The sequence below is a fragment of the Epibacterium sp. HA2-3 genome (genome assembly GCF_055693725.2).
The window spans coordinates 2443654-2462141 of sequence record NZ_CM172490.1 but is presented as its reverse complement, the minus strand read 5'-3'; the positions used below and the strand labels follow the sequence as shown (position 1 = coordinate 2462141).

The following is an 18488-nucleotide window of genomic DNA, read 5'->3' as shown; positions in this document are numbered from 1 at the left end:
TGCCATGCAGCGGGATGAACAGGCGTACCACTACGGGGTGATCCGGCGCGCTATCGAGGTCATCGATGCGGATGGTGGCGATCTGTCGCTGGAGGAGTTGGCGGCGCGCATGGGCATGAGCGCCGCGCATTTCCAGCGCGTCTTTTCCTCTTGGGCTGGCGTTTCCCCCAAGCGGTATCAGCAATATTTGCGCCTTGGTCATGCCAAAGCGCTGCTCCACGAGGATCTGCCTCTTCTGGAGACCGCACATGCGGTGGGCCTTTCTGGATCGGGGCGGTTGCACGACCTGTTTGTGCGATGGGAGGCCATGAGTCCCGGAGATTATGCCCGCCGTGGCGCGGGGCTTACTGTGCGCTGGGGGTGGTTTGACAGCCCCTTTGGGCAGGCGCTTGCGATGGGGACAGAGAAGGGGCTCTGTGGGCTGGCCTTTGCCGCCGAGGTTGGGCCAGAGGCCGCTTGGGAGGACATGCGAGCCCGCTGGCCGAAGGCGGAGTTTGTTGAAGACCCCGATGCCCTTCGCCCGCGGGTTGAGGCCGCCTTTGCCCAAAAGGGAGAAACCGCCCTCCATCTGATTGGCGCCCCGCTGCAGATCAAGGTCTGGGAGGCGCTGTTGCAGATCCCTGAAGGTCAGGCGACCACCTATGGCGATATCGCGCAGGCGATCGATAACCCACGTGCCGTGCGCGCCGTTGGCACAGCCGTAGGGAAGAATCCGCTCAGCTGGCTCATTCCCTGCCATCGCGTCCTTCGCAAAGGCGGAGGCATGGGGGGCTATCACTGGGGTGTGCCCGTCAAACGCGCGATGCTGGCTTTAGAGGCGGCCCGTACCGAGGCCGAACCAGAGGCCGTCGCCTGAACGGCACGCGGATTGACCGGCGCATCAGTTTCATCAAGGCTTTGCGTCTTCCGCGCCGTTTCGCCCGTTGATGGGCCTCGATCTGATCCCAGGCCTCTTGGCGTTCGATCTCATAGGTGGTGCGCGGTTGGCGCGGTTGTTTCCAGCGGTCAAGACCGAGGGTGGCGAGTGCGATCCAATCATAAACGGACATCGTGATCTCCGTTTCGGGTTGTACAATGCGCGAGACAACCAGAACGCTGCTGACACCCTGTTGTCAGCGGGACCTGTTAGATTGGCAGCAGGCTATCAAATCAGGTGCCAGAGAGGTGCCATCACCGGAGGTTTCATGACTCGCAGCAATCGGATGTTCGAGCTGATCCAGATCCTGCGCGCGGCGCCTGCGCCGGTGCGGGCCGAGGATCTTGCGGCGCAGCTTGAGGTCTCCAAACGCACGATTTACCGTGACATCGCCGCACTTCAGGCCATGCGTACCCCGGTCGAGGGCGAGGCGGGCATCGGCTATATGCTACGCAAGGGTTACGATCTGCCGCCTCTCAATTTCGACGAAGAGGAAATCGAAGCGCTGCACGTTGGCCTCGCAATGTTGATGCGCACCGGTGATGGCGCGCTGCAGCAGGCAGCCGCGCGCGTAGGGCGTAAGATCTGCGACGTACATGCCAGCGCTGAATGGCTGCAGGTCGCGCCCTATGGCGCCCCGCTTGACAACCCCGAGGAGGGGTGTGTGTCAAAGGCCATCCTTCGCCAAGCGGTGCGCAGTTCGCAAAAGTTGCACCTGGCCTATGTGAATGGCGCTGGAGAACGCAGCGAACGGTTTCTGCGCCCTCTCGCGCTCATCTATCATACCGACTGCACGTTGCTTGCGGCGTGGTGCGAGTTGCGTGGCGGCTTTCGCCACTTTCGCACAGAGCGCATGATGTCGGCAGAATTGCTCGACTGCTCCTTTGCCGCTGAGGCAGATGTGTTGCGTAAGCTCTGGCAGGAGCAGGAGAGCAACACCTATGTCTACAAAGCGTAGTCGAGCCCACTGGCGACCGATCAGATGCGTCCGATTGGCGGCGCCATGGTGCGCGGCATTTCGCCGAACCGGAGGTCTTGGTGCTTGCTGCGCCGCGTAATGCGCACAATATCTATACATAATGTCGGTGCGCCGAGCAGAACACGCGCGCAAAGCCAGACAGGTTTGAAGAAGAAAAGGTAGACAGTATGTCTTTTGCAAAACTCCCCGCTCTTGGCGTATTGACCGCCGCCGTTGCCCTCAGTGCCTGTGATGATCCTGCGTCCTACGGTGCGCCCGGCGGGATCAACCGCTCTCAGAACGGGGCTATCATCGGTGGCTTGATCGGGGCTGGCATTGGCGCTGCGACTGCGGATGACGACAAGGCGGAAACGATTATCGGCACCGCTGCGGTTGGAGCGCTTGCGGGCGGGCTGATTGGTCGTGAACTCGACAAGCAGGAGGCCGAGCTGCGCCAGAGTCTCGACAATGACTCAATTTCGATCGTCAATACCGGCGATCGCCTGATCGTCTCGCTGCCCAATGATCTGACGTTTGCCACCGACAGTGCAGCGATTTCCTCGGTGGTGCGCAGCGACCTGCGCAAGGTGGCGGGTAGCCTGCAGCGCTATCCCGGCAGCATCGTGCAAGTTATCGGTCATACGGACAGCGATGGGGCTGCGTCTTATAACTACAGCTTGTCCGAGCGCCGTGCCAACGCCGTCGCGGATGAGATTGCAGCAGGCGGCGTGTCCTACGGCCGTATGCGGATCATTGGGCGCGGCGAAGACCAACCCGTTGCCAGCAACCTCACGCCCGAAGGCAAAGCGCGTAATCGGCGGGTGGAAATCGTGATCATCCCGCAAGCAAGCTGATCGCACTTCTAAAGGTGCACAAGATATGGCCGCGCTCCCAGAGCGCGGCCTTTTGCGTACCCCGGGGCACCATGTGTGGCAATGCACACCCCGCCTGCGGTGATCCCTGTTTGTCTGAGCCGGGGAAGAGCCTAGCTTTCAACACGAAACAGATTTTCTGAAAGGACTTATCGATGGCTGATCCGGTATTGCTTATTCTCTCCGGCTCCTTGCGCAAGGAGGCAACCAACCTCAAACTCGCCCGTGAGGCCGCGCGGCTATTTGGGTCCGCCGAGGTGATCGAGGGCGATCTGAATATGCCGCTCTATGATGGGGATCTTGAAAGCGCTGAGGGCATTCCCGCAGTGGTGCAGGCTCTTGCAGATCAGGTCGCGCGCGCGGACGCGGTTGTGATCTCGACACCGGAATACAACAAAGGGCCTTCGGGGGTGCTCAAGAATGCGCTTGATTGGGTCAGCCGCACCGAGGGCAATCCATGGCAGGACAAGCCTGTTGCAGTGATGTCCGCGGCCGCCGGGCGTGCGGGTGGGGAGCGGGCGCAGATGGTGCTGCGCAGCTTTATGGTGCCGTTTCGAGCCAATGTCCTGCCGGGGCCAGAAGTGCACCTTGCGGGCTCCAGCAAGGAGTTTGACGACGCAGGGCGGCTCACAAGCGAGCAGTACACCAAAACCCTTCTGGCCCTGATGACCGGTCTGCGCGCCTTGGCGACGCGCGCCTGAGAAGGTACGGGGCGACGCCAGTTGCCCCACAGCAAGGGGCGTCAGAGCGCGGGCGGCTCGATGCCGTCCGCCTCGAGCTTGTTGTCCGGCTCGACATGGATGGTTACATGAACGCCGGGCAGGGCGGCTTCGATCTCTGCTTCAAGGCGGTCACAGATGTCATGGCTTTCAGCGACCGACATTTCGCCATCCACAACCATGTGAAACTCGACAAATATGGCTTTGCCCGCGCGCCGGGTCTTGATGTCATGGATCTGAAGCGCACCGCCACCGGAACCAAGAATAACCGAGGCTATTTTCTCCTGCTCATCAGGTAAGGCGGCTTTGTCCATCAGGCCATCGATAGAGTCAGAGACCACATGCAGCCCTTCTCGCAGGATGTTGACCGCAACCAGCAGCGCAAGAATGGGATCAAGAATGTGCCATCCCGTCGCCAGCACCAACAAAAGCCCGACCATCACTCCGGCGGAGGTCCACACGTCCCCCATCAGGTGACGGCCACCCGCCGCAAATGCAGGCGAGTTTATGCGTTTTCCGGCCCGCAGCAGGACCTGCGCCCAGACCAGGTTGATGACCAGCGCGATGCCATTGACGCCCAGCCCAATCGCCGAGAGATCTGCCCGGGTGCCCGCGGTCAATGTGGCAAAGGCCTGATGCAAAATCAGAACCGCGGCGAGAATGATCATGATCCCTTCGATCACGGCAGAGAAATACTCGGCCTTGTGATGTCCAAACGGGTGTCCGTCATCGGCGGGGCGCTGGGCATAGCGGATCGCAAACCACGCAAGCACCGCCGCCGAGACATTGACGAGACTCTCCATCGCATCAGAGAACAATGCGACCGATCCGGTCATGGCCCAAGCCCCGAGCTTGAGCAGCAGGACCACAACGGATACCACAATGGTCCCGCTTGCGATCTGACTGGCTGTCAGCCAGGTATTGAGGCCAAAGGGCATTGCCTCAGCCCACCCAGGCGCGGCGCAGCAGGTTGAGACCCGCGATCAGCAGCACAAACAAGGTGGCGCGGCGGAATGTCTTCTGGTCGATCCGATCCTGCAGCCGCCCGCCGACCCACATGCCAAGGAGTGCTGGTACGATCATCAGAATGGAAAAAGGCAGGGTCTCGCCGCGCATCACACCAGACCCGATATGAGCAAAGAACAATACAACGGCCCCAAGGCCGTAGATCACGCCCTGAATGCGCATCTGTTCCTTTTTCTCGGTCCCGAGCGCGGTGAGATACGCCACGGTCGGGGGGCCCCAAATACCTGAAAAGCCACCGATGAACCCTGCAAAAGCGCCAATGCCGATCTCCATCCGGCGCGAGGCTTCATGCAGAACGAGCTGTTTTCCAAGCAGCTGCGTCAACGCAAAGAGCGTGATTGGCGCACCAATGATGAGCAGCATCACCTGTGGCGGAAGCAGGCGCACCAGTTGCGCACTCATCAGCAAGAAGAGCCCCCCCACAAGAAGGAATGTGCGAAACCGTTTCATCGACGCCCAAGCGGCGGCCGGTCCCTGTTTCAGGGCTTGAAACCCGTTGGTGACGAGCGTGGGGAGAATCAGCCCTGCCAAAGCCAGGTCCGGTGCCATGATGGAGCTTAGGCCCGAGACCATGATCATGGGCATGGCAAAGCCCACAAGGCCTTTTATGGTGCCTGCAATAAGCGCAATGATGAAGGCGAGCACGAATCCGGCCGGCGCGAGAAAGGGAATAAGATCAGTCATACCACTGCCTTTAGCACACCCAGCGCGTGCTGCACTGCAAAACCTCTGGGTAATTATCGAATGAAAATTTGCCCATATGAGATTTAATATTGCGCTGCAGGTGCAAAATGACCTATCAGGGGGCAAGCCCTGAGGAGGACCATACGCATGCCCCATGACGGACAATTGGACGGACAGGATATGAAACCCAACACCCCTCTGCTGCCGGAGCTTCTGGCATTGACCAAGGAGGCGCTGCCGCCTCTGGACGAGCTGCTGGAGCGCGCGACCGCACGGGTGCGTGACAACGTCAGCAACAACGGCAGGGTTTCCGGGGCGCTGGTAGAGCAGCACCAATATGCCGCCCACGGGCTCGCATGGCTTGCCACCTACGTCTATTCCCTGCGCCAGATGCATCGCTGGGCAGAGGCGCTTGAGCGAGACGCAAAGTTTGGCGAGATGGAGCAGTTGATCCACCAGATCGCCTTTGGAGAATATCTCTGGCAGATCTATGGCGGGATCCAGATGAACCAGGGCGAGGTGCTTCGCCTTCAGGATCTGGGGCTGTCGCAGGACGATCAGCGCGCGCTGATGGCACCCGCAGTCATGACGCTTACGCAGTCGGGAAACACGCAGGCTGCGCGGGTCCGTCTTGTGGAATTGATGGAGCAGCAGGCGGGGAGTACGATGTTCGGGGCCTCCGGGCTCGACGAAGAGCTGGAGATGATCCGCGATCAATTCCGCCGCTACGCGCAGGAGAAGGTCGAACCCTTTGCGCACGACTGGCACCTGAAGGACGAGTTGATTCCCCTCGACGTGATTGAAGAGCTGGCAGAAATGGGGGTCTTCGGCCTGACTATCCCAGAGGAGTTTGGCGGCTTCGGGCTCTCCAAAGCGTCGATGTGTGTGGTCTCTGAGGAGCTGTCGCGCGGTTACATCGGTGTCGGCTCTCTGGGCACCCGCTCCGAAATTGCCGCCGAGCTGATCCTTGCCGGGGGCACCGACGCGCAGAAACAGCAATGGCTGCCCAAGATCGCGAGCGCCGAGATTCTTCCCACGGCAGTCTTTACCGAGCCCAATACCGGCTCTGACCTCGGCAGCCTACGCACCCGCGCGGTGAAAGACGCGAGCGGTGATTATCAGATCACCGGCAACAAGACCTGGATCACCCATGCTGCCCGTACCCATGTGATGACGCTTCTCGCGCGCACGGACCCCGAGACGACGGACCATCGCGGTCTCAGCATGTTCCTTGCGGAAAAAACGCCGGGGACGGATGAAAACCCCTTCCCGACCGAAGGGATGACGGGGGGCGAAATCGAGGTTCTCGGGTATCGCGGGATGAAAGAATACGAACTCGGGTTCGATGGCTTTCATGTGAAGGGGGACAACCTCCTTGGTGGCGAAGAGGGCAAAGGTTTCAAGCAGTTGATGGAGACCTTTGAATCGGCGCGGATCCAGACCGCGGCCCGGGCGATTGGTGTGGCTCAATCGGCGCTCGATATTGCGATGCAATATGCACAGGATCGCAAACAGTTCGGCAAGGCGTTGATCAATTTCCCGCGTGTGTCTTCCAAGCTTGCGATGATGGCGGTCGAGGTCATGGTGGCGCGGCAGCTGACGTATTTCTCGGCTTGGGAGAAAGACAACGGCCACCGCTGCGATCTTGAGGCAGGAATGGCCAAGCTCCTCGGCGCGCGTGTGGCCTGGGCGGCGGCGGACAACGGCTTGCAGATCCATGGCGGCAATGGGTTCGCGCTAGAGTATAAGATCTCTCGCGTTCTCTGTGATGCGCGGATCCTCAATATTTTTGAGGGCGCAGCTGAGATCCAAGCACAGGTGATCGCGCGGCGTCTTCTGGCGTAAGGTCGCGCGATGGGCGGACAGCGTTTCCATCCCGGGGTGCGCTGTCCGACGAGAGGTTTAACTTCCTGTACGCCTCTTTTGTGCTAGACCCCGTTTATGATCCGTCGCGCGCTCTTATTGCTCAGTTTTTGCTTTCTTACGGCCTGTGGCGCAACCGTCACCGGAACCGACACCCGCATCCTCGCGATGGGCGATTCCCTGATGGCGTGGAATGGTCTGTCCCAGCAATCCATCCCCGATGTTGTCTCCAAAGAACTGGGCGAGCCGGTCGCTGATCGCTCCGTGCTGGGCGCGCGCATGATCTATCGTCTCCCGATCAGCGGTGCGGCGGGTCTGTCGATCCCAAAGCAATACCGCGGGGGGAAATGGGAGTGGGTGATCCTCAATGGCGGTGGCAACGATCTATGGCTGGGCTGTGGCTGCGGGCAATGTGACCGCAAGATGGACAAGCTCATCTCGCAGGATGGCGCAACCGGGGCGTTTCCCGAACTTGTCACGCGCATTCGCGAAACCGAAGCCCGGGTGATCATGCTCGGATATTTGCGCACGCCGGGTCGGTCATCTCCGATCGAGAATTGTCGAGACGAAGGCGACCTGCTGGATGCGCGGCTTGCGCAGCTGGCGGCTGGGGATGCCGGTGTGACGTTTCTGCCTGCGGCCGATCTGGTCCCTTATGGCGATCTGAGCTTTCACGCTCCGGATCGCATTCACCCTTCGCCTAAAGCCAGCCGGATCATCGCAGAGCGGGTGGCCGCCATCATTAACGCACAGCGATAAGCCAAAGGGTGGGACGCGCCCTTTTGCGGGGCTAAGTCCTGCCGCCCCCTTGTCGCGGAACACAAAAAAGCCCCCTCCGGATTGAACAGAGAGGGCTTTGTGTTTTTTTGCGTGTAGCGCCGATCAGCAGATGGCGGCTGCTTTCACGTCCTCATCGATGTAGGGCAGGTACTGTTCGAAGTTGTCAGAGAACATCTGCACCAGCTTCTCTGCCTGCGCGTCATAGGCGGCCTTGTCGTCCCATGTGCGGCGCGGGTCGAGCAGCACTTCGGCAACGCCGGGCGCAGCGACAGGCACGTCAAAGCCAAAGTTCGGATCTTTGCGGAACTCTGCATTTGCCAGCGAGCCATCAAGCGCAGCAGTCAAAAGCGCACGGGTCGCTTTGATCGGCATGCGGGAACCGGTGCCATAGGCGCCGCCTGTCCAGCCGGTGTTCACCAGCCAGCAGGTTGCACCATGGGCCGCGATCTTTTCGCGCAGGAGGTTGCCATAGACCTCGGGGCGACGCGGCATGAAGGGCGCGCCAAAGCAGGTGGAGAACGTGGGCTCCGGCTCGGTGACGCCACGCTCGGTCCCGGCGACCTTGGAAGTGAAGCCGGAGAGGAAGTGGTACATCGCCTGGGCCGGCGTCAGACGGGCAATCGGAGGCAGCACGCCAAAGGCATCACAGGTGAGCATGATGATGTTCTTGGGATGCCCGCCACGCGCCGAAGCAGATGCATTCGAGATATAATGCAGCGGGTAGGCGCAGCGCATGTTGGCCGTCAGGCTGTCATCATCGAAGTTGAGATCAAAAGTCTCCGGATCGAAGGTCATGTTCTCGATCACGGTGCCGAATTTCTCGGTCGTGGCGTAAATCTCAGGCTCCGCCTCGGGGTTGAGGTTGATCGTCTTCGCGTAACAGCCGCCCTCAAAGTTGAAGGTGCCGTTGGACGCCCAGCCATGCTCGTCATCACCGATCAGCACGCGGTCCGGGTCTGCCGAAAGCGTGGTTTTGCCGGTGCCTGACAGGCCGAAGAACACGGCGGTGTCGACCGGGTTGCCCTTGGCATGGTTGGCCGAGCAGTGCATCGGCATGATGCCCTTTTCGGGGAGCAGGTAGTTCAGAAGGGTGAAGACGGATTTCTTGTTCTCACCCGCATACTCGGTGCCGCCGATCAGGATCATCTTGCGATCGAAGTTCAGCGCAATCACGGTTTCGGATCGGCAGTTGTGCTTATTGGGGTCTGCCTGGAAAGAGGGGCAGTTGATGATGGTGAAATCGGCGGTGAAGTCATCCAGATCTTCGCGGTCGGGGCGACGCAGCAGGTGGCGGATAAAGAGGTTGTGCCACGCCAGCTCGGTGACCATGCGCACATTGATCGCGTGCACGGGGTCAGCGCCCCCGACGAGATCCTGCACGAAATAGTCGCGGCCTTTCATGTGCTCGACCATGTCCGCATAAAGCGCGTCAAAGCCCTCGGGGCTCATTTCGGCGTTGTTTTCCCACCAGATCGTATCGGCAACAGAGGCCGTCTTCACCACATGTTTGTCCTTGGGGGAGCGACCCGTGAACTTGCCGGTGGTGACGAGGAAAGCGCCCCCTTTTCCAAGGTTGCCTTCGCCACGGCTGAGCGCTTCTTGAACAAGGGCCGGTTCCATGAGGTTATAATAGACATTGCCCAGACCCTCTATTCCCTGATCCTCGAGGCGGAAGTTCGGGTTTACCCGTCCAGATGTCATCTTGTTGTCTCTCCTGGTGTCGGCCCTGCATGATGCAATGGAGCTGTGACAGGGACCGCATAGATCAAAGGCTGCGCCATAGGGCGCCGGAGCGCAATAATCGCACTCATGAGGCGGTCTTAACACGAGGTTTTGCAGGATGAACAGGAGGGTTTCAGGTCGTTAGCGCAACCAAGCAAACCTTTAGCGCCACCAAAAGTTTCCCATAGTGAACAGGGGTGTTTCACGGAGCCGCTCGCGATGTTTCACGCGACGCTCTTTAACAGATGATAAGGTATTTTTGCGTCAATAGGCGCCAAAGTTTCGCCTGATTCGTTAATCAGGGATTGATTCGAGGCGCCTTCCAAGCGACAAAGGGCATAAAATAAACGAATAATGAGCAGATAAGGGCAAATCCGATGTCAAAGATTGCTTTGGTCGATGACGACAGGAACATCCTGACCTCGGTGTCGATGACACTGGAGGCCGAAGGGTTCGAAGTCGAAACCTATAATGACGGGCAGGCGGCACTGGACGCCTTCAACAAGAAACTGCCGGATATGGCCGTTCTCGATATCAAGATGCCGCGCATGGATGGCATGGATCTGTTGCAGCGCCTGCGCCAGAAAACTCAGATGCCGGTGATCTTTCTCACTTCCAAGGATGACGAGATCGACGAGGTTCTGGGTCTGCGCATGGGCGCCGATGATTACGTCAAAAAACCGTTCTCTCAGCGTCTCCTGGTTGAGCGTATTCGCGCCCTTCTGCGCCGACAGGAAGCTGTCGCCACCGATGAGGTGGGCACCGCGCCGGAAACCAAGGTGATGGAACGCGGCCATCTGCGGATGGACCCGCTGCGCCACGCCGTGAGCTGGAAGGGGCAGGATGTTTCGCTGACCGTGACGGAATTCCTGCTGTTGCAAGCGCTGGCGCAACGCCCCGGATTTGTCAAAAGCCGCGACCAGCTGATGGATGTGGCCTACGATGATCAGGTCTATGTGGATGACCGGACTATCGACAGTCATATCAAGCGCCTGCGCAAAAAGATGCGCAGCGCCGATGCGGATTTCGCAGCGATCGAGACCCTCTATGGGATCGGCTACCGCTACAATGAAGAATAAGACCCCGACGTTCGGGGTCTTTGGCGGAGACATGCGTGCATGCGCGATAGTAGCATGACCGATACACACCGGCAGACGGGCCGGGATTCACGCCGGGACGGGGATCTGGTGCTGGGTGACGATTGGGTCGCACCAGAGCAGACGGTCGGGCGCGAAATGCGGGCCAAACGGGCGCGGCGTGGCTGGTTTTCGCTGCGCGGTTCTCCGCTGGCGCGTAAAATCATCACCTTCAACCTGATTGCACTGATCATCCTTGTGTCGGGGATCCTCTATTTGAACTCCGCGCGGCAGAGCCTTGTATACCAGCGGCTTGGCACATTGGTATCCGAGGCGATGCTGGCTACGGATGTACTTGAGGTGCAGCTTTTTGAGGGGGGCGAGGCTGGTGTCACACCCAGCGCGGAGGATATTTCGCGCACGCTCGATAATATTTCGTTGCGTGGCGGCGTTGAAATTTTTGTGTTTGATACGTCGCTGACCCTGTTGGACCAGCAAAAAGGCGTCATGCGTGCGGATGCGCTCAATCGGCTCAACGACAATGAGGGCGGGCGCACCCTGATCACTGACACGCTCAAGGCGATCTGGTCTGCGGTGGGCGGCGAAAGCGCGCCGGAAAACGTCGTGGCCGAGATCGACCTGACCGAACCCCAGCTTTTGTCTCTCATTCAGCGTGCGCTCAGCGATGGAACACAGGTGGGGGCGGTGCCCGACAGTGCAGGCGGAACCGTTTACGCCGCGACCAATCCGATTTTGCAGCAGGGCCAGGCAACGGGCGTTCTGTTGATGACTTCGGCAACTGGCGAAATCGACCGTCTCGTCCGCATCGAACGTGAGCGGGTATTGCAGATGTTCATCGTCGCCCTCCTGGTCTCTATCGGGTTGAGCCTCGTGCTGGCTTCCACGATCGCCAACCCCCTTGCCGATCTGGCCGAGGCGGCAGAGCTCGGCAAGGACCGCGACAACGACAAGGTCAAACCGGGACGCATTCGCATTCCGGACCTCTCGGCGCGCCCGGATGAGATCGGTCGCCTGAGCCGCGCCCTACGTGGAATGGTCAAAGCGCTCTATAATCGTATCGATAGTAACGAACAATTTGCAGCTGATGTGGCACATGAGATCAAGAATCCTCTGGCCAGTTTGCAGTCTGCGGTCGGCACGCTCCGGATGGTTCACCGAGAAGACCAACGGGAGAAGCTGATGGAAGTGATTGAACATGATGTGCGCCGTCTCGATCGGTTGGTGAGCGACATTTCCAATGCGTCCCGGTTGGATGCAGAGCTGGTGAAAGAGGACGAAGAAGACTTTGACCTTCTCAAGATGCTCGGCAATCTCAACCAGTATTTGGGCGAAGACGCCCGCGGCAAGGGAATCGATTACATCACCGAGCTGCCGAATGAGCCGATCTTGATCCGGGGTCTCGAGGCCCGTTTGGCGCAGGTTTTTGTCAATCTGATCACCAACGCAATTTCGTTCTGCGAAGAGGGCGATGCGATCCGTGTCTGGGCGCGGCGGCGGGACAATCGTGTCCTGATCGTGGTCGAAGACACCGGCCCCGGCATTCCAGAGCAGGCATTGTCCAAGGTCTTCAAGCGCTTCTACTCTCAGCGCCCCGAAGAGCATTTTGGCAACAATTCCGGACTAGGGCTTGCGATCTCCAAGCAGATTGTTGAAGCGCATGGCGGCGTGATCTGGGCGGAAAACATTCGCCCCACCGAGGCGGATCTGACCTCCGAGCCGCTCGGAGCTCGTTTTGTGGTCGGTCTGCCGGTCTGAGCGGTTGAATACCGCGTCGCCCGACCTCGACGTCATTTTATTGCACGCCAGTTGCGTCGCGCTCGATGAGCGCGGCGTTTTGCTCTGTGGCCCCTCCGGGAGCGGTAAATCGGCGCTTGCTTTGGAACTGATGGCACGTGGTGCGATCCTAGTGGCCGACGATAAGACCGAGGTCTTTAGGGACGGCGCGGTTTTGCGCGCGCGTGCGCCCGAAACGATCTCAGGCCTCATTGAGGCGCGCGGTGTGGGGCTTCTCCGCGCTGAGACGCTGGCGCAGGTGCGACTTTGCGTCGTGGTCGACTTGGGTCAACTTGAAACCGACCGTCTGCCGCGCCACCTAAAAGAAGAGGTGTTGGGAATTTCATTGCCCAAGGTGAACCGAATCGACGGCGCGCACTTTCCGGCAGCTTTGATCCAATATGTGAAAGGTGGAGCACTTGACCCCGAAACAGAGCCCAAACTCTGAGACTGGCGCGGTAACCGAGCCGCCATTGGTGTTGGTCACCGGTCCCTCGGGGGCGGGGCGCACCACTGCAATCAACGTACTCGAAGACTTGGATTTTGAGGCCATCGACAATTTGCCTCTGCGTCTTGTCCCCGCACTGGTTGCAGCAGGCGGTGCGGATCGCGCGCTTGTTCTGGGACTCGATCCGCGCAACAGGGATTTCTCGACCGAGGCCATGGTCGACATGATCGACATGCTAAAGGCGCGACGCGGTTTGAAGACGACGGTGCTCTATCTCGACGCGGATGCCGAAATCCTGCTGCGCCGGTTCTCCGAAACCCGCCGTCGCCACCCGCTTTCCCCCGCAGAAAGCCCAGAACTGGGGGTGAGCCGCGAACTTGATCTGATGCAGCCTGTGAAGGAGCGTTCCGATGTGGTCATCGACACGTCGGATCTCAACGTGCATCAATTGCGGGCCGAGGTGGAACGTCTTTTTGCCCCAAGCGGGCGCAGGCTTGCGGTGTCCTTGCACAGTTTCTCCTACAAACGTGGGATCCCCCGCAACGTCGATATGGTGTTTGACTGCCGATTTCTGTCGAACCCCTACTGGGAGCCGGCCTTGCGGATCCATGATGGGCGTGACCAGGAAGTTCAGGACTATGTGATGTCTGATGCGCGCTTTCAGGGCTTTTTTGATCGCGTGCTGGGCCTTACCTTGTCGTTGCTTCCTGCCTATCGCGAGGAGGGCAAATCGCATTTTTCCATTGCCTTTGGCTGCACCGGGGGGCAACACCGTTCCGTCACCTTGGCAGAAACACTGGCAAAGGCCCTTGCGCGCGAGGGGCAGCAGGTGTCAATTAGGCACCGCGAGCTGCCTGGCCAGCAATTGAAGTGAGAGAAATCCTTGATCGGGATCGTGATCGTCGCACACGGCGGATTGGCCAAAGAATACCTGGCTGCCGTAGAACATGTTGTCGGGCGTCAGCCTGCGCTGGTGGCGATTGCCATCGGCCCGGATGACGACCGCGATGCCAAGCAAGATGAGATCTGCACTGCCGCCAATTCCGTTGATGTCGGGGATGGTGTGGTCGTGGTGACGGACCTGTTTGGTGGCAGCCCGTCAAACCTCAGCCTGCGGGCCTGTGCGCCTGCGAACCGGCGCATTCTTTATGGTGCCAACCTTCCTATGCTGATCAAACTGGCCAAGTCGCGGCATCTGCCGGTTGCAGATGCTGTGCGTCACGCCATGGAGGCGGGGCGTAAATATATCAATTCTCAAAATGTGAACCCTGAAGGGGGCGTGGCATAATCAATGGCTCGAAAAACGCTCAAGATTGTAAACGAAAAGGGTCTGCATGCACGCGCGTCGGCCAAACTGGTCGAAGTGGTCGAAGGCTTTGATGCCACTGCCGAGGTCATCAAAGACGGGATGTCTGCGTCAGGCGACAGCATCATGGGGCTTTTGATGTTGGCAGCGTCGAAGGGAACGACTATTGACGTCGAAACTTCTGGACCTGATGCCGAAGCGCTGGCCTCCGCCGTCGAAGCCTTGGTGGCTGACAAGTTTGGCGAAGGCTACTAATCTGGCGGAACGGTCCAAAATGACGGGACGGGTGAAAGTGGCTGACACCGCGCATGACAACAACTCTGGCATGACATCGCAAGACCCCCAGGAGGGAGGCTCCGGCGAGATTTATGACCGGCGTACTTTGACCTATGCGAACTCCTTTGACGACCGCTGGACGTCTTTGGCGATCCGGACCCTGGAATGGTTGACAGGCAAGTTTGCGATCCTGCGGATGGTGTCAAAATTCGAAGCCCGTAACGCCGACTACCGGGGCAACAAATTCTGGCGTGGGGCCCTCGATGTGATGGGCATCGAGCTCAAGACCCCCGAAGAGCAGATCAATAATATCCCTGAAACCGGCCCGGTCGTCGTGGTTGCAAACCATCCCCATGGCATGGTGGACGGCATGATCTTTGCGGATCTGATTGGGCGGCGACGTTTGGACTATCGTATACTGACCCGATCGGTACTGACCGGCCTCGATGAAGCCGCGACCTCATTCATGATCCCAGTGCCGTTCCCGCACGATCCAGACGCACAGCGCAAGATGGTGGAGATGCGGGCCAAGGCGATGGCACACCTCAAAGATGGGGGGGTTGTTGCTCTGTTTCCCTCGGGTGTTGTGATGTCTTCCGACAGCTGGTGGGGACCGGCGGTGGAGCGCGAGTGGAATGTGTTCACCGCGCAGCTTATTCGCCGGTCTGGCGCAAAGGTTGTGCCGATGTTCTTCCCGGGCCGCAACTCTCGCGCCTATCAGATTGCCTGCCAGATGTCACCTATCCTGCGCCAAGGGTTGCTGCTGCACGAGATCGTGCGTTCCTGCAACAAACCGCAGGCCCCTGTTGTCGGAGAGCCCTTGACGGATGCGCAGATGGAGCGCCTGCACAGCGACCCGCGTGGTTTTATGGCATGGCTGCGCGAGCATACTCTGAACCTCGGTTCAAAACGCTGACACCGACGACTTCTCCTGCGGGTATCTGCTAGGCTACGAGCGCCGATCTCGGCGCCAATGAAGCAGCGGCCGCGTCCTTTGGTCTTCGCGTCCGAAAGGCGCTGTACGAACCCTGCAGGGCCACTTGTGCGGCACCACGAGGCGCGATGTCCCGCTGGTGTCGCGCCGCTGCTCGGCTGGTTGGCGATACTGGGTTCGATACAGCCTCAAAGCGGAGGGCACGCGATGAATTGCCTGCACTCTCAATGCCCATTTCAGTTGCGAAATTTCAAACCAAGATCGGCTATAGGAAGCGTGCACTGAAGCAGCGTGTAACAAACATGGTGATTGGTGGGCATACCGTTGCAGCTCCAGAAATTTTCTGAGCTCTGGCTCGCCACATAAGTGTGTAAGATGGCGGAGACGAAGGGATTCGAACCCTCGAGACGGTTTCCCGCCTACTCCCTTAGCAGGGGAGCGCCTTCGACCACTCGGCCACGTCTCCGCTGACCCGTATATGTTCCAGTGCTCGGAGAAACAAGGCGTTTTTTAAAAATTCTGCGACGATCAGATCGCAAAATTTACCAACGGTATTCGCTTTGGATCAGGATATGCGTTCGGTGTTCTTTTTCGCATGAGACCACCCACAAACGCCGTGGTGGGCTCACAATGGAGCGTCACAGAGCGCTTCAGAGGAGCAACAAGGTGCAACTGGAGCCTTTAGACTAGGGAGGCAACTCTACCGAGAACTGGGCCTTCTCGCACGATGGAATTTGGGATCCGGCTCTGCGCCATGTGCGACACGTTGAGGCGTCGCATTCAGTCTCTGTTGCAACTCGCGCTCGGCGACACGGATGCTCGCCAAACTTCAAAGCCTCGAGCGTAGAACAGCAGAGTGTGGGTGATTTAATGGCAGGGGCAGCAGGGTTCGAACCCGCGACCTACGGTTTTGGAGACCGTCGCTCTACCAACTGAGCTATACCCCTGTGGTGCGCCGTTCCTAAGCGAGACATCCCTCAGTGGCAAGAGGAAAAACAACATTTTTGGGCGTGCTTGAGGCGGAATTGACCTGCTTGGAGAAATGCGTGCCTCTTTGCAAATCGTCGCGTCAGCGAGCAGTTCAGCACACCAGACGTGACTGCTCTTCATCTCTTTCGCAAATACCTCGGAACGCGAGGCAGCGCCTCGCACGAAAAAGGGCCTCCCGCTTGGGGAGGCCCTCTCTAGTGTTGGTCGTCGCTTGCGCGAGGATCTTCGCTTACGCGAGGATCTTGGACACAACGCCCGCGCCAACGGTGCGGCCGCCTTCGCGGATCGCGAAACGCAGACCGTCTTCCATTGCGATCGGGGCGATCAGTTCAACTTCGAACTTCAGGTTGTCGCCCGGCATCACCATTTCGGTGCCTTCCGGCAGGGTCACGGTGCCGGTCACGTCGGTGGTGCGGAAGTAGAACTGCGGACGGTAGTTCGCAAAGAACGGGGTGTGACGGCCACCTTCTTCTTTGGTCAGAATATAAGCTTCTGCCTCGAATTTGGTGTGCGGGGTCACGGAGCCCGGCTTACACAGAACCTGGCCACGCTCAACCGCTTCACGGTCGATACCACGCAGCAGGGCGCCGATGTTGTCACCTGCTTCACCGCGGTCCAGCAGTTTGCGGAACATTTCCACACCGGTACAGGTGGTGGTGGTGGTGTCTTTGATGCCAACGATTTCGATGTTGTCGCCAACATTGATCACGCCACGCTCAACACGACCGGTCACAACGGTACCACGGCCAGAAATCGAGAACACGTCTTCGATCGGCATCAGGAACGGCTGGTCAACAGCGCGCTCGGGGGTCGGGATGTACTCATCCACAGCCGCCATCAGTTCCTTGATCTTGTTTTCGCCGATTTCCGGGTCACGGCCTTCCATCGCCGCCAGAGCGGAGCCTGCGATGATCGGGATATCGTCGCCGGGGAAGTCGTAGGACGACAGCAGTTCGCGGATTTCCATCTCGACGAGCTCAAGGAGCTCTTCGTCGTCAACCTGGTCCACTTTGTTCATGAACACGACCAGCGCGGGAACGCCAACCTGACGCGCCAGCAGGATGTGCTCACGGGTCTGGGGCATCGGGCCGTCGGCTGCGTTCACAACCAGGATCGCGCCGTCCATCTGCGCCGCACCGGTGATCATGTTTTTCACATAGTCAGCGTGGCCGGGGCAGTCGACGTGTGCGTAGTGACGCGCGTCGGTTTCATATTCCACGTGGGCGGTGGAGATGGTGATACCACGGGCTTTTTCTTCCGGCGCGCCGTCGATCTGGTCGTATGCGCGGAAGTCGCCGAAGTATTTGGTGATTGCTGCGGTCAGCGTGGTTTTACCGTGGTCAACGTGGCCAACGGTGCCGATGTTGACGTGCGGTTTATTACGCTCAAACTTTTCCTTTGCCATTCCTTAGGCGCCCTTTGAAAATTGGGGGGTCCACATCAGACCCGGTTTCCTCTGCGCGCGCGGCTTATTTGGTTTGCGCGCAAAAATCAAGCGGTTCGTTCTTGACAAACACGCTATTCGCTGGCCGCGACCGCGGCATTTTCCTCTGGGTTCTCGATCTGGGCGTCAAACCAGCCGTTCTCCTTGTGCTGTTCTTCCATCCAGATCTCGATTTCACGGACGGCATTGCGCGCCAGTCCGAGCATTTGTTCCTCGCGTGTGCGCGCGTGCCCTGAGCCAACCAAGAAGCTCTCGCCCGAAGTGGTCTCAAACACGGTAAAGGTCTTGGGCTCGTCGTTCAGCTTCTTGTTTGCCGCGTCATCCCAGACCGTGACCTTGATGGCGAGCACGGATTTTGGGCTCAAGACCAGTGGCACGCCGCCGGGAGCGACAAAATACCCCTCCACGCTCAGGCCAAAGTGATAGAGTTGATCACCCTCATATTGCGAGAACCGCGTGGACATCTCATTGGTCAGGAGATCCACCCATTCCTGTGCTTCAACTGGGCGAGAGCCAGGAACCATCTGGACCTTGGGCGCCACCACGATGTTGTGGCCGAGCTTGAAGCTGCCCAAATCACGCAGCGCGTCATCCGGGCTGGGCGGTGTGCAGGCGGCAACAAAAACGGTCAGGGCCAGAAGGGCAATGGTGCGCAACATCAAATTTCTCTATATCGCTCT

18 protein-coding genes and 2 tRNA genes are annotated in these 18488 nt (G+C 59.2%); 13 read left to right on the top strand and 7 right to left on the bottom strand.

Annotated elements, in window-relative coordinates; genetic code table 11:
* The first annotated feature begins 4 nt into the window (after nucleotides 1–4).
* From ACZ1HH_RS11480 to ACZ1HH_RS11465, 4 genes are all read left to right on the top strand, one after another.
* Nucleotides 5–856, top strand: a complete 852-nt coding sequence (locus ACZ1HH_RS11480) for a methylated-DNA--[protein]-cysteine S-methyltransferase (protein WP_472636688.1) — start codon at nucleotides 5–7, stop codon at nucleotides 854–856.
* Nucleotides 857–1184: 328 nt separating this feature from the next.
* Nucleotides 1185–1874 (top strand): helix-turn-helix transcriptional regulator, encoded by a 690-nt coding sequence (locus ACZ1HH_RS11475; protein WP_472636687.1) that lies wholly within the window; start codon nucleotides 1185–1187, stop codon nucleotides 1872–1874.
* 188 nt (nucleotides 1875–2062) lie between these two features.
* Nucleotides 2063–2728 (top strand): YiaD family glycine zipper/OmpA-like lipoprotein, encoded by a 666-nt coding sequence (locus ACZ1HH_RS11470; protein WP_011539767.1) that lies wholly within the window; start codon nucleotides 2063–2065, stop codon nucleotides 2726–2728.
* A 173-nt stretch (nucleotides 2729–2901) separates the two neighbouring features.
* The gene (locus ACZ1HH_RS11465) at nucleotides 2902–3447 is read left to right on the top strand and encodes an NADPH-dependent FMN reductase (RefSeq protein WP_472636686.1); all 546 of its coding nucleotides are present in this window, start codon (nucleotides 2902–2904) and stop codon (nucleotides 3445–3447) included.
* A 41-nt stretch (nucleotides 3448–3488) separates the two neighbouring features.
* Here ACZ1HH_RS11465 and ACZ1HH_RS11460 read toward each other — a convergent pair whose 3' ends face one another.
* Together ACZ1HH_RS11460 and ACZ1HH_RS11455 are read right to left on the bottom strand one after the other, a co-directional pair.
* The gene (locus tag ACZ1HH_RS11460) at nucleotides 3489–4403 is read right to left on the bottom strand and encodes a cation diffusion facilitator family transporter (protein ID WP_472636685.1); all 915 of its coding nucleotides are present in this window, start codon (nucleotides 4401–4403) and stop codon (nucleotides 3489–3491) included.
* Between the two features lie 4 nt (nucleotides 4404–4407).
* Nucleotides 4408–5175, bottom strand: a complete 768-nt coding sequence (locus ACZ1HH_RS11455; RefSeq protein ID WP_011539764.1) for a sulfite exporter TauE/SafE family protein — start codon at nucleotides 5173–5175, stop codon at nucleotides 4408–4410.
* 147 nt (nucleotides 5176–5322) lie between these two features.
* On the opposite strand from ACZ1HH_RS11455, the gene ACZ1HH_RS11450 reads away from it, so the two are divergent.
* Complete coding sequence (locus ACZ1HH_RS11450) at nucleotides 5323–7020, top strand: acyl-CoA dehydrogenase family protein (RefSeq protein ID WP_472636684.1); 1698 nt, start codon at nucleotides 5323–5325, stop codon at nucleotides 7018–7020.
* Nucleotides 7021–7116: 96 nt separating this feature from the next.
* Entirely contained in the window at nucleotides 7117–7797 is a 681-nt protein-coding gene (locus tag ACZ1HH_RS11445) for an SGNH/GDSL hydrolase family protein (protein WP_168610532.1), read from the top strand.
* Nucleotides 7798–7920: 123 nt separating this feature from the next.
* Here ACZ1HH_RS11445 and ACZ1HH_RS11440 read toward each other — a convergent pair whose 3' ends face one another.
* Entirely contained in the window at nucleotides 7921–9519 is a 1599-nt protein-coding gene (locus tag ACZ1HH_RS11440) for a phosphoenolpyruvate carboxykinase (RefSeq protein WP_168610531.1), read from the bottom strand.
* Nucleotides 9520–9917: 398 nt separating this feature from the next.
* Between ACZ1HH_RS11440 and ACZ1HH_RS11435 the strand changes: the two genes are divergently transcribed.
* The 7 genes from ACZ1HH_RS11435 to ACZ1HH_RS11405 are packed head-to-tail and all read left to right on the top strand — an operon-like array spanning nucleotide 9918 to nucleotide 15356.
* Nucleotides 9918–10619, top strand: coding sequence for a response regulator transcription factor (locus ACZ1HH_RS11435; protein ID WP_011539760.1), 702 nt, complete (start codon nucleotides 9918–9920; stop codon nucleotides 10617–10619).
* Between the two features lie 39 nt (nucleotides 10620–10658).
* Nucleotides 10659–12392 (top strand): sensor histidine kinase, encoded by a 1734-nt coding sequence (locus tag ACZ1HH_RS11430; protein WP_011539759.1) that lies wholly within the window; start codon nucleotides 10659–10661, stop codon nucleotides 12390–12392.
* A gap of 4 nt (nucleotides 12393–12396) precedes the next feature.
* Entirely contained in the window at nucleotides 12397–12858 is a 462-nt protein-coding gene (locus ACZ1HH_RS11425; RefSeq protein ID WP_254658837.1) for an HPr kinase/phosphorylase, read from the top strand.
* Entirely contained in the window at nucleotides 12830–13732 is a 903-nt protein-coding gene (gene rapZ / locus ACZ1HH_RS11420) for an RNase adapter RapZ (protein WP_472636683.1), read from the top strand. The genes ACZ1HH_RS11425 and rapZ overlap by 29 nt, the downstream gene beginning before the upstream one ends.
* Before the next feature lie 9 nt (nucleotides 13733–13741).
* Complete coding sequence (locus ACZ1HH_RS11415) at nucleotides 13742–14146, top strand: PTS sugar transporter subunit IIA (RefSeq protein WP_472636682.1); 405 nt, start codon at nucleotides 13742–13744, stop codon at nucleotides 14144–14146.
* Between the two features lie 3 nt (nucleotides 14147–14149).
* Nucleotides 14150–14419, top strand: a complete 270-nt coding sequence (locus tag ACZ1HH_RS11410; RefSeq protein WP_011539755.1) for an HPr family phosphocarrier protein — start codon at nucleotides 14150–14152, stop codon at nucleotides 14417–14419.
* A gap of 37 nt (nucleotides 14420–14456) precedes the next feature.
* Nucleotides 14457–15356, top strand: a complete 900-nt coding sequence (locus ACZ1HH_RS11405; protein ID WP_472636681.1) for a lysophospholipid acyltransferase family protein — start codon at nucleotides 14457–14459, stop codon at nucleotides 15354–15356.
* Nucleotides 15357–15750: 394 nt separating this feature from the next.
* On the opposite strand, the gene ACZ1HH_RS11400 is transcribed toward ACZ1HH_RS11405, so the two are convergent.
* The 4 genes from ACZ1HH_RS11400 to ACZ1HH_RS11385 all read right to left on the bottom strand — a co-directional run bounded on the left by ACZ1HH_RS11400 (nucleotide 15751) and on the right by ACZ1HH_RS11385 (nucleotide 18467).
* Nucleotides 15751–15840, bottom strand: a tRNA-Ser gene (locus ACZ1HH_RS11400).
* 405 nt (nucleotides 15841–16245) lie between these two features.
* Nucleotides 16246–16321 (bottom strand) — tRNA-Trp (locus ACZ1HH_RS11395).
* 272 nt (nucleotides 16322–16593) lie between these two features.
* Nucleotides 16594–17769: an elongation factor Tu gene (gene tuf, locus ACZ1HH_RS11390; RefSeq protein ID WP_472636680.1), complete on the bottom strand. Its 1176-nt coding sequence runs from the start codon at nucleotides 17767–17769 to the stop codon at nucleotides 16594–16596.
* 113 nt (nucleotides 17770–17882) lie between these two features.
* Nucleotides 17883–18467 (bottom strand): hypothetical protein, encoded by a 585-nt coding sequence (locus ACZ1HH_RS11385; RefSeq protein WP_472636679.1) that lies wholly within the window; start codon nucleotides 18465–18467, stop codon nucleotides 17883–17885.
* Nucleotides 18468–18488: the final 21 nt, after the last annotated feature.

Coding starts and splice junctions, on each gene's coding strand:
- ACZ1HH_RS11480 (WP_472636688.1), top strand. CDS start 5: ATGCAGCGGGATGAACAGGCGTACCACTACGGGGTGATCCGGCGCGCT.
- ACZ1HH_RS11475 (WP_472636687.1), top strand. CDS start 1,185: ATGACTCGCAGCAATCGGATGTTCGAGCTGATCCAGATCCTGCGCGCG.
- ACZ1HH_RS11470 (WP_011539767.1), top strand. CDS start 2,063: ATGTCTTTTGCAAAACTCCCCGCTCTTGGCGTATTGACCGCCGCCGTT.
- ACZ1HH_RS11465 (WP_472636686.1), top strand. CDS start 2,902: ATGGCTGATCCGGTATTGCTTATTCTCTCCGGCTCCTTGCGCAAGGAG.
- ACZ1HH_RS11460 (WP_472636685.1), bottom strand. CDS start 4,403: ATGCCCTTTGGCCTCAATACCTGGCTGACAGCCAGTCAGATCGCAAGC.
- ACZ1HH_RS11455 (WP_011539764.1), bottom strand. CDS start 5,175: ATGACTGATCTTATTCCCTTTCTCGCGCCGGCCGGATTCGTGCTCGCC.
- ACZ1HH_RS11450 (WP_472636684.1), top strand. CDS start 5,323: ATGCCCCATGACGGACAATTGGACGGACAGGATATGAAACCCAACACC.
- ACZ1HH_RS11445 (WP_168610532.1), top strand. CDS start 7,117: ATGATCCGTCGCGCGCTCTTATTGCTCAGTTTTTGCTTTCTTACGGCC.
- ACZ1HH_RS11440 (WP_168610531.1), bottom strand. CDS start 9,519: ATGACATCTGGACGGGTAAACCCGAACTTCCGCCTCGAGGATCAGGGA.
- ACZ1HH_RS11435 (WP_011539760.1), top strand. CDS start 9,918: ATGTCAAAGATTGCTTTGGTCGATGACGACAGGAACATCCTGACCTCG.
- ACZ1HH_RS11430 (WP_011539759.1), top strand. CDS start 10,659: ATGCGCGATAGTAGCATGACCGATACACACCGGCAGACGGGCCGGGAT.
- ACZ1HH_RS11410 (WP_011539755.1), top strand. CDS start 14,150: ATGGCTCGAAAAACGCTCAAGATTGTAAACGAAAAGGGTCTGCATGCA.
- tuf (WP_472636680.1), bottom strand. CDS start 17,769: ATGGCAAAGGAAAAGTTTGAGCGTAATAAACCGCACGTCAACATCGGC.
- ACZ1HH_RS11385 (WP_472636679.1), bottom strand. CDS start 18,467: ATGTTGCGCACCATTGCCCTTCTGGCCCTGACCGTTTTTGTTGCCGCC.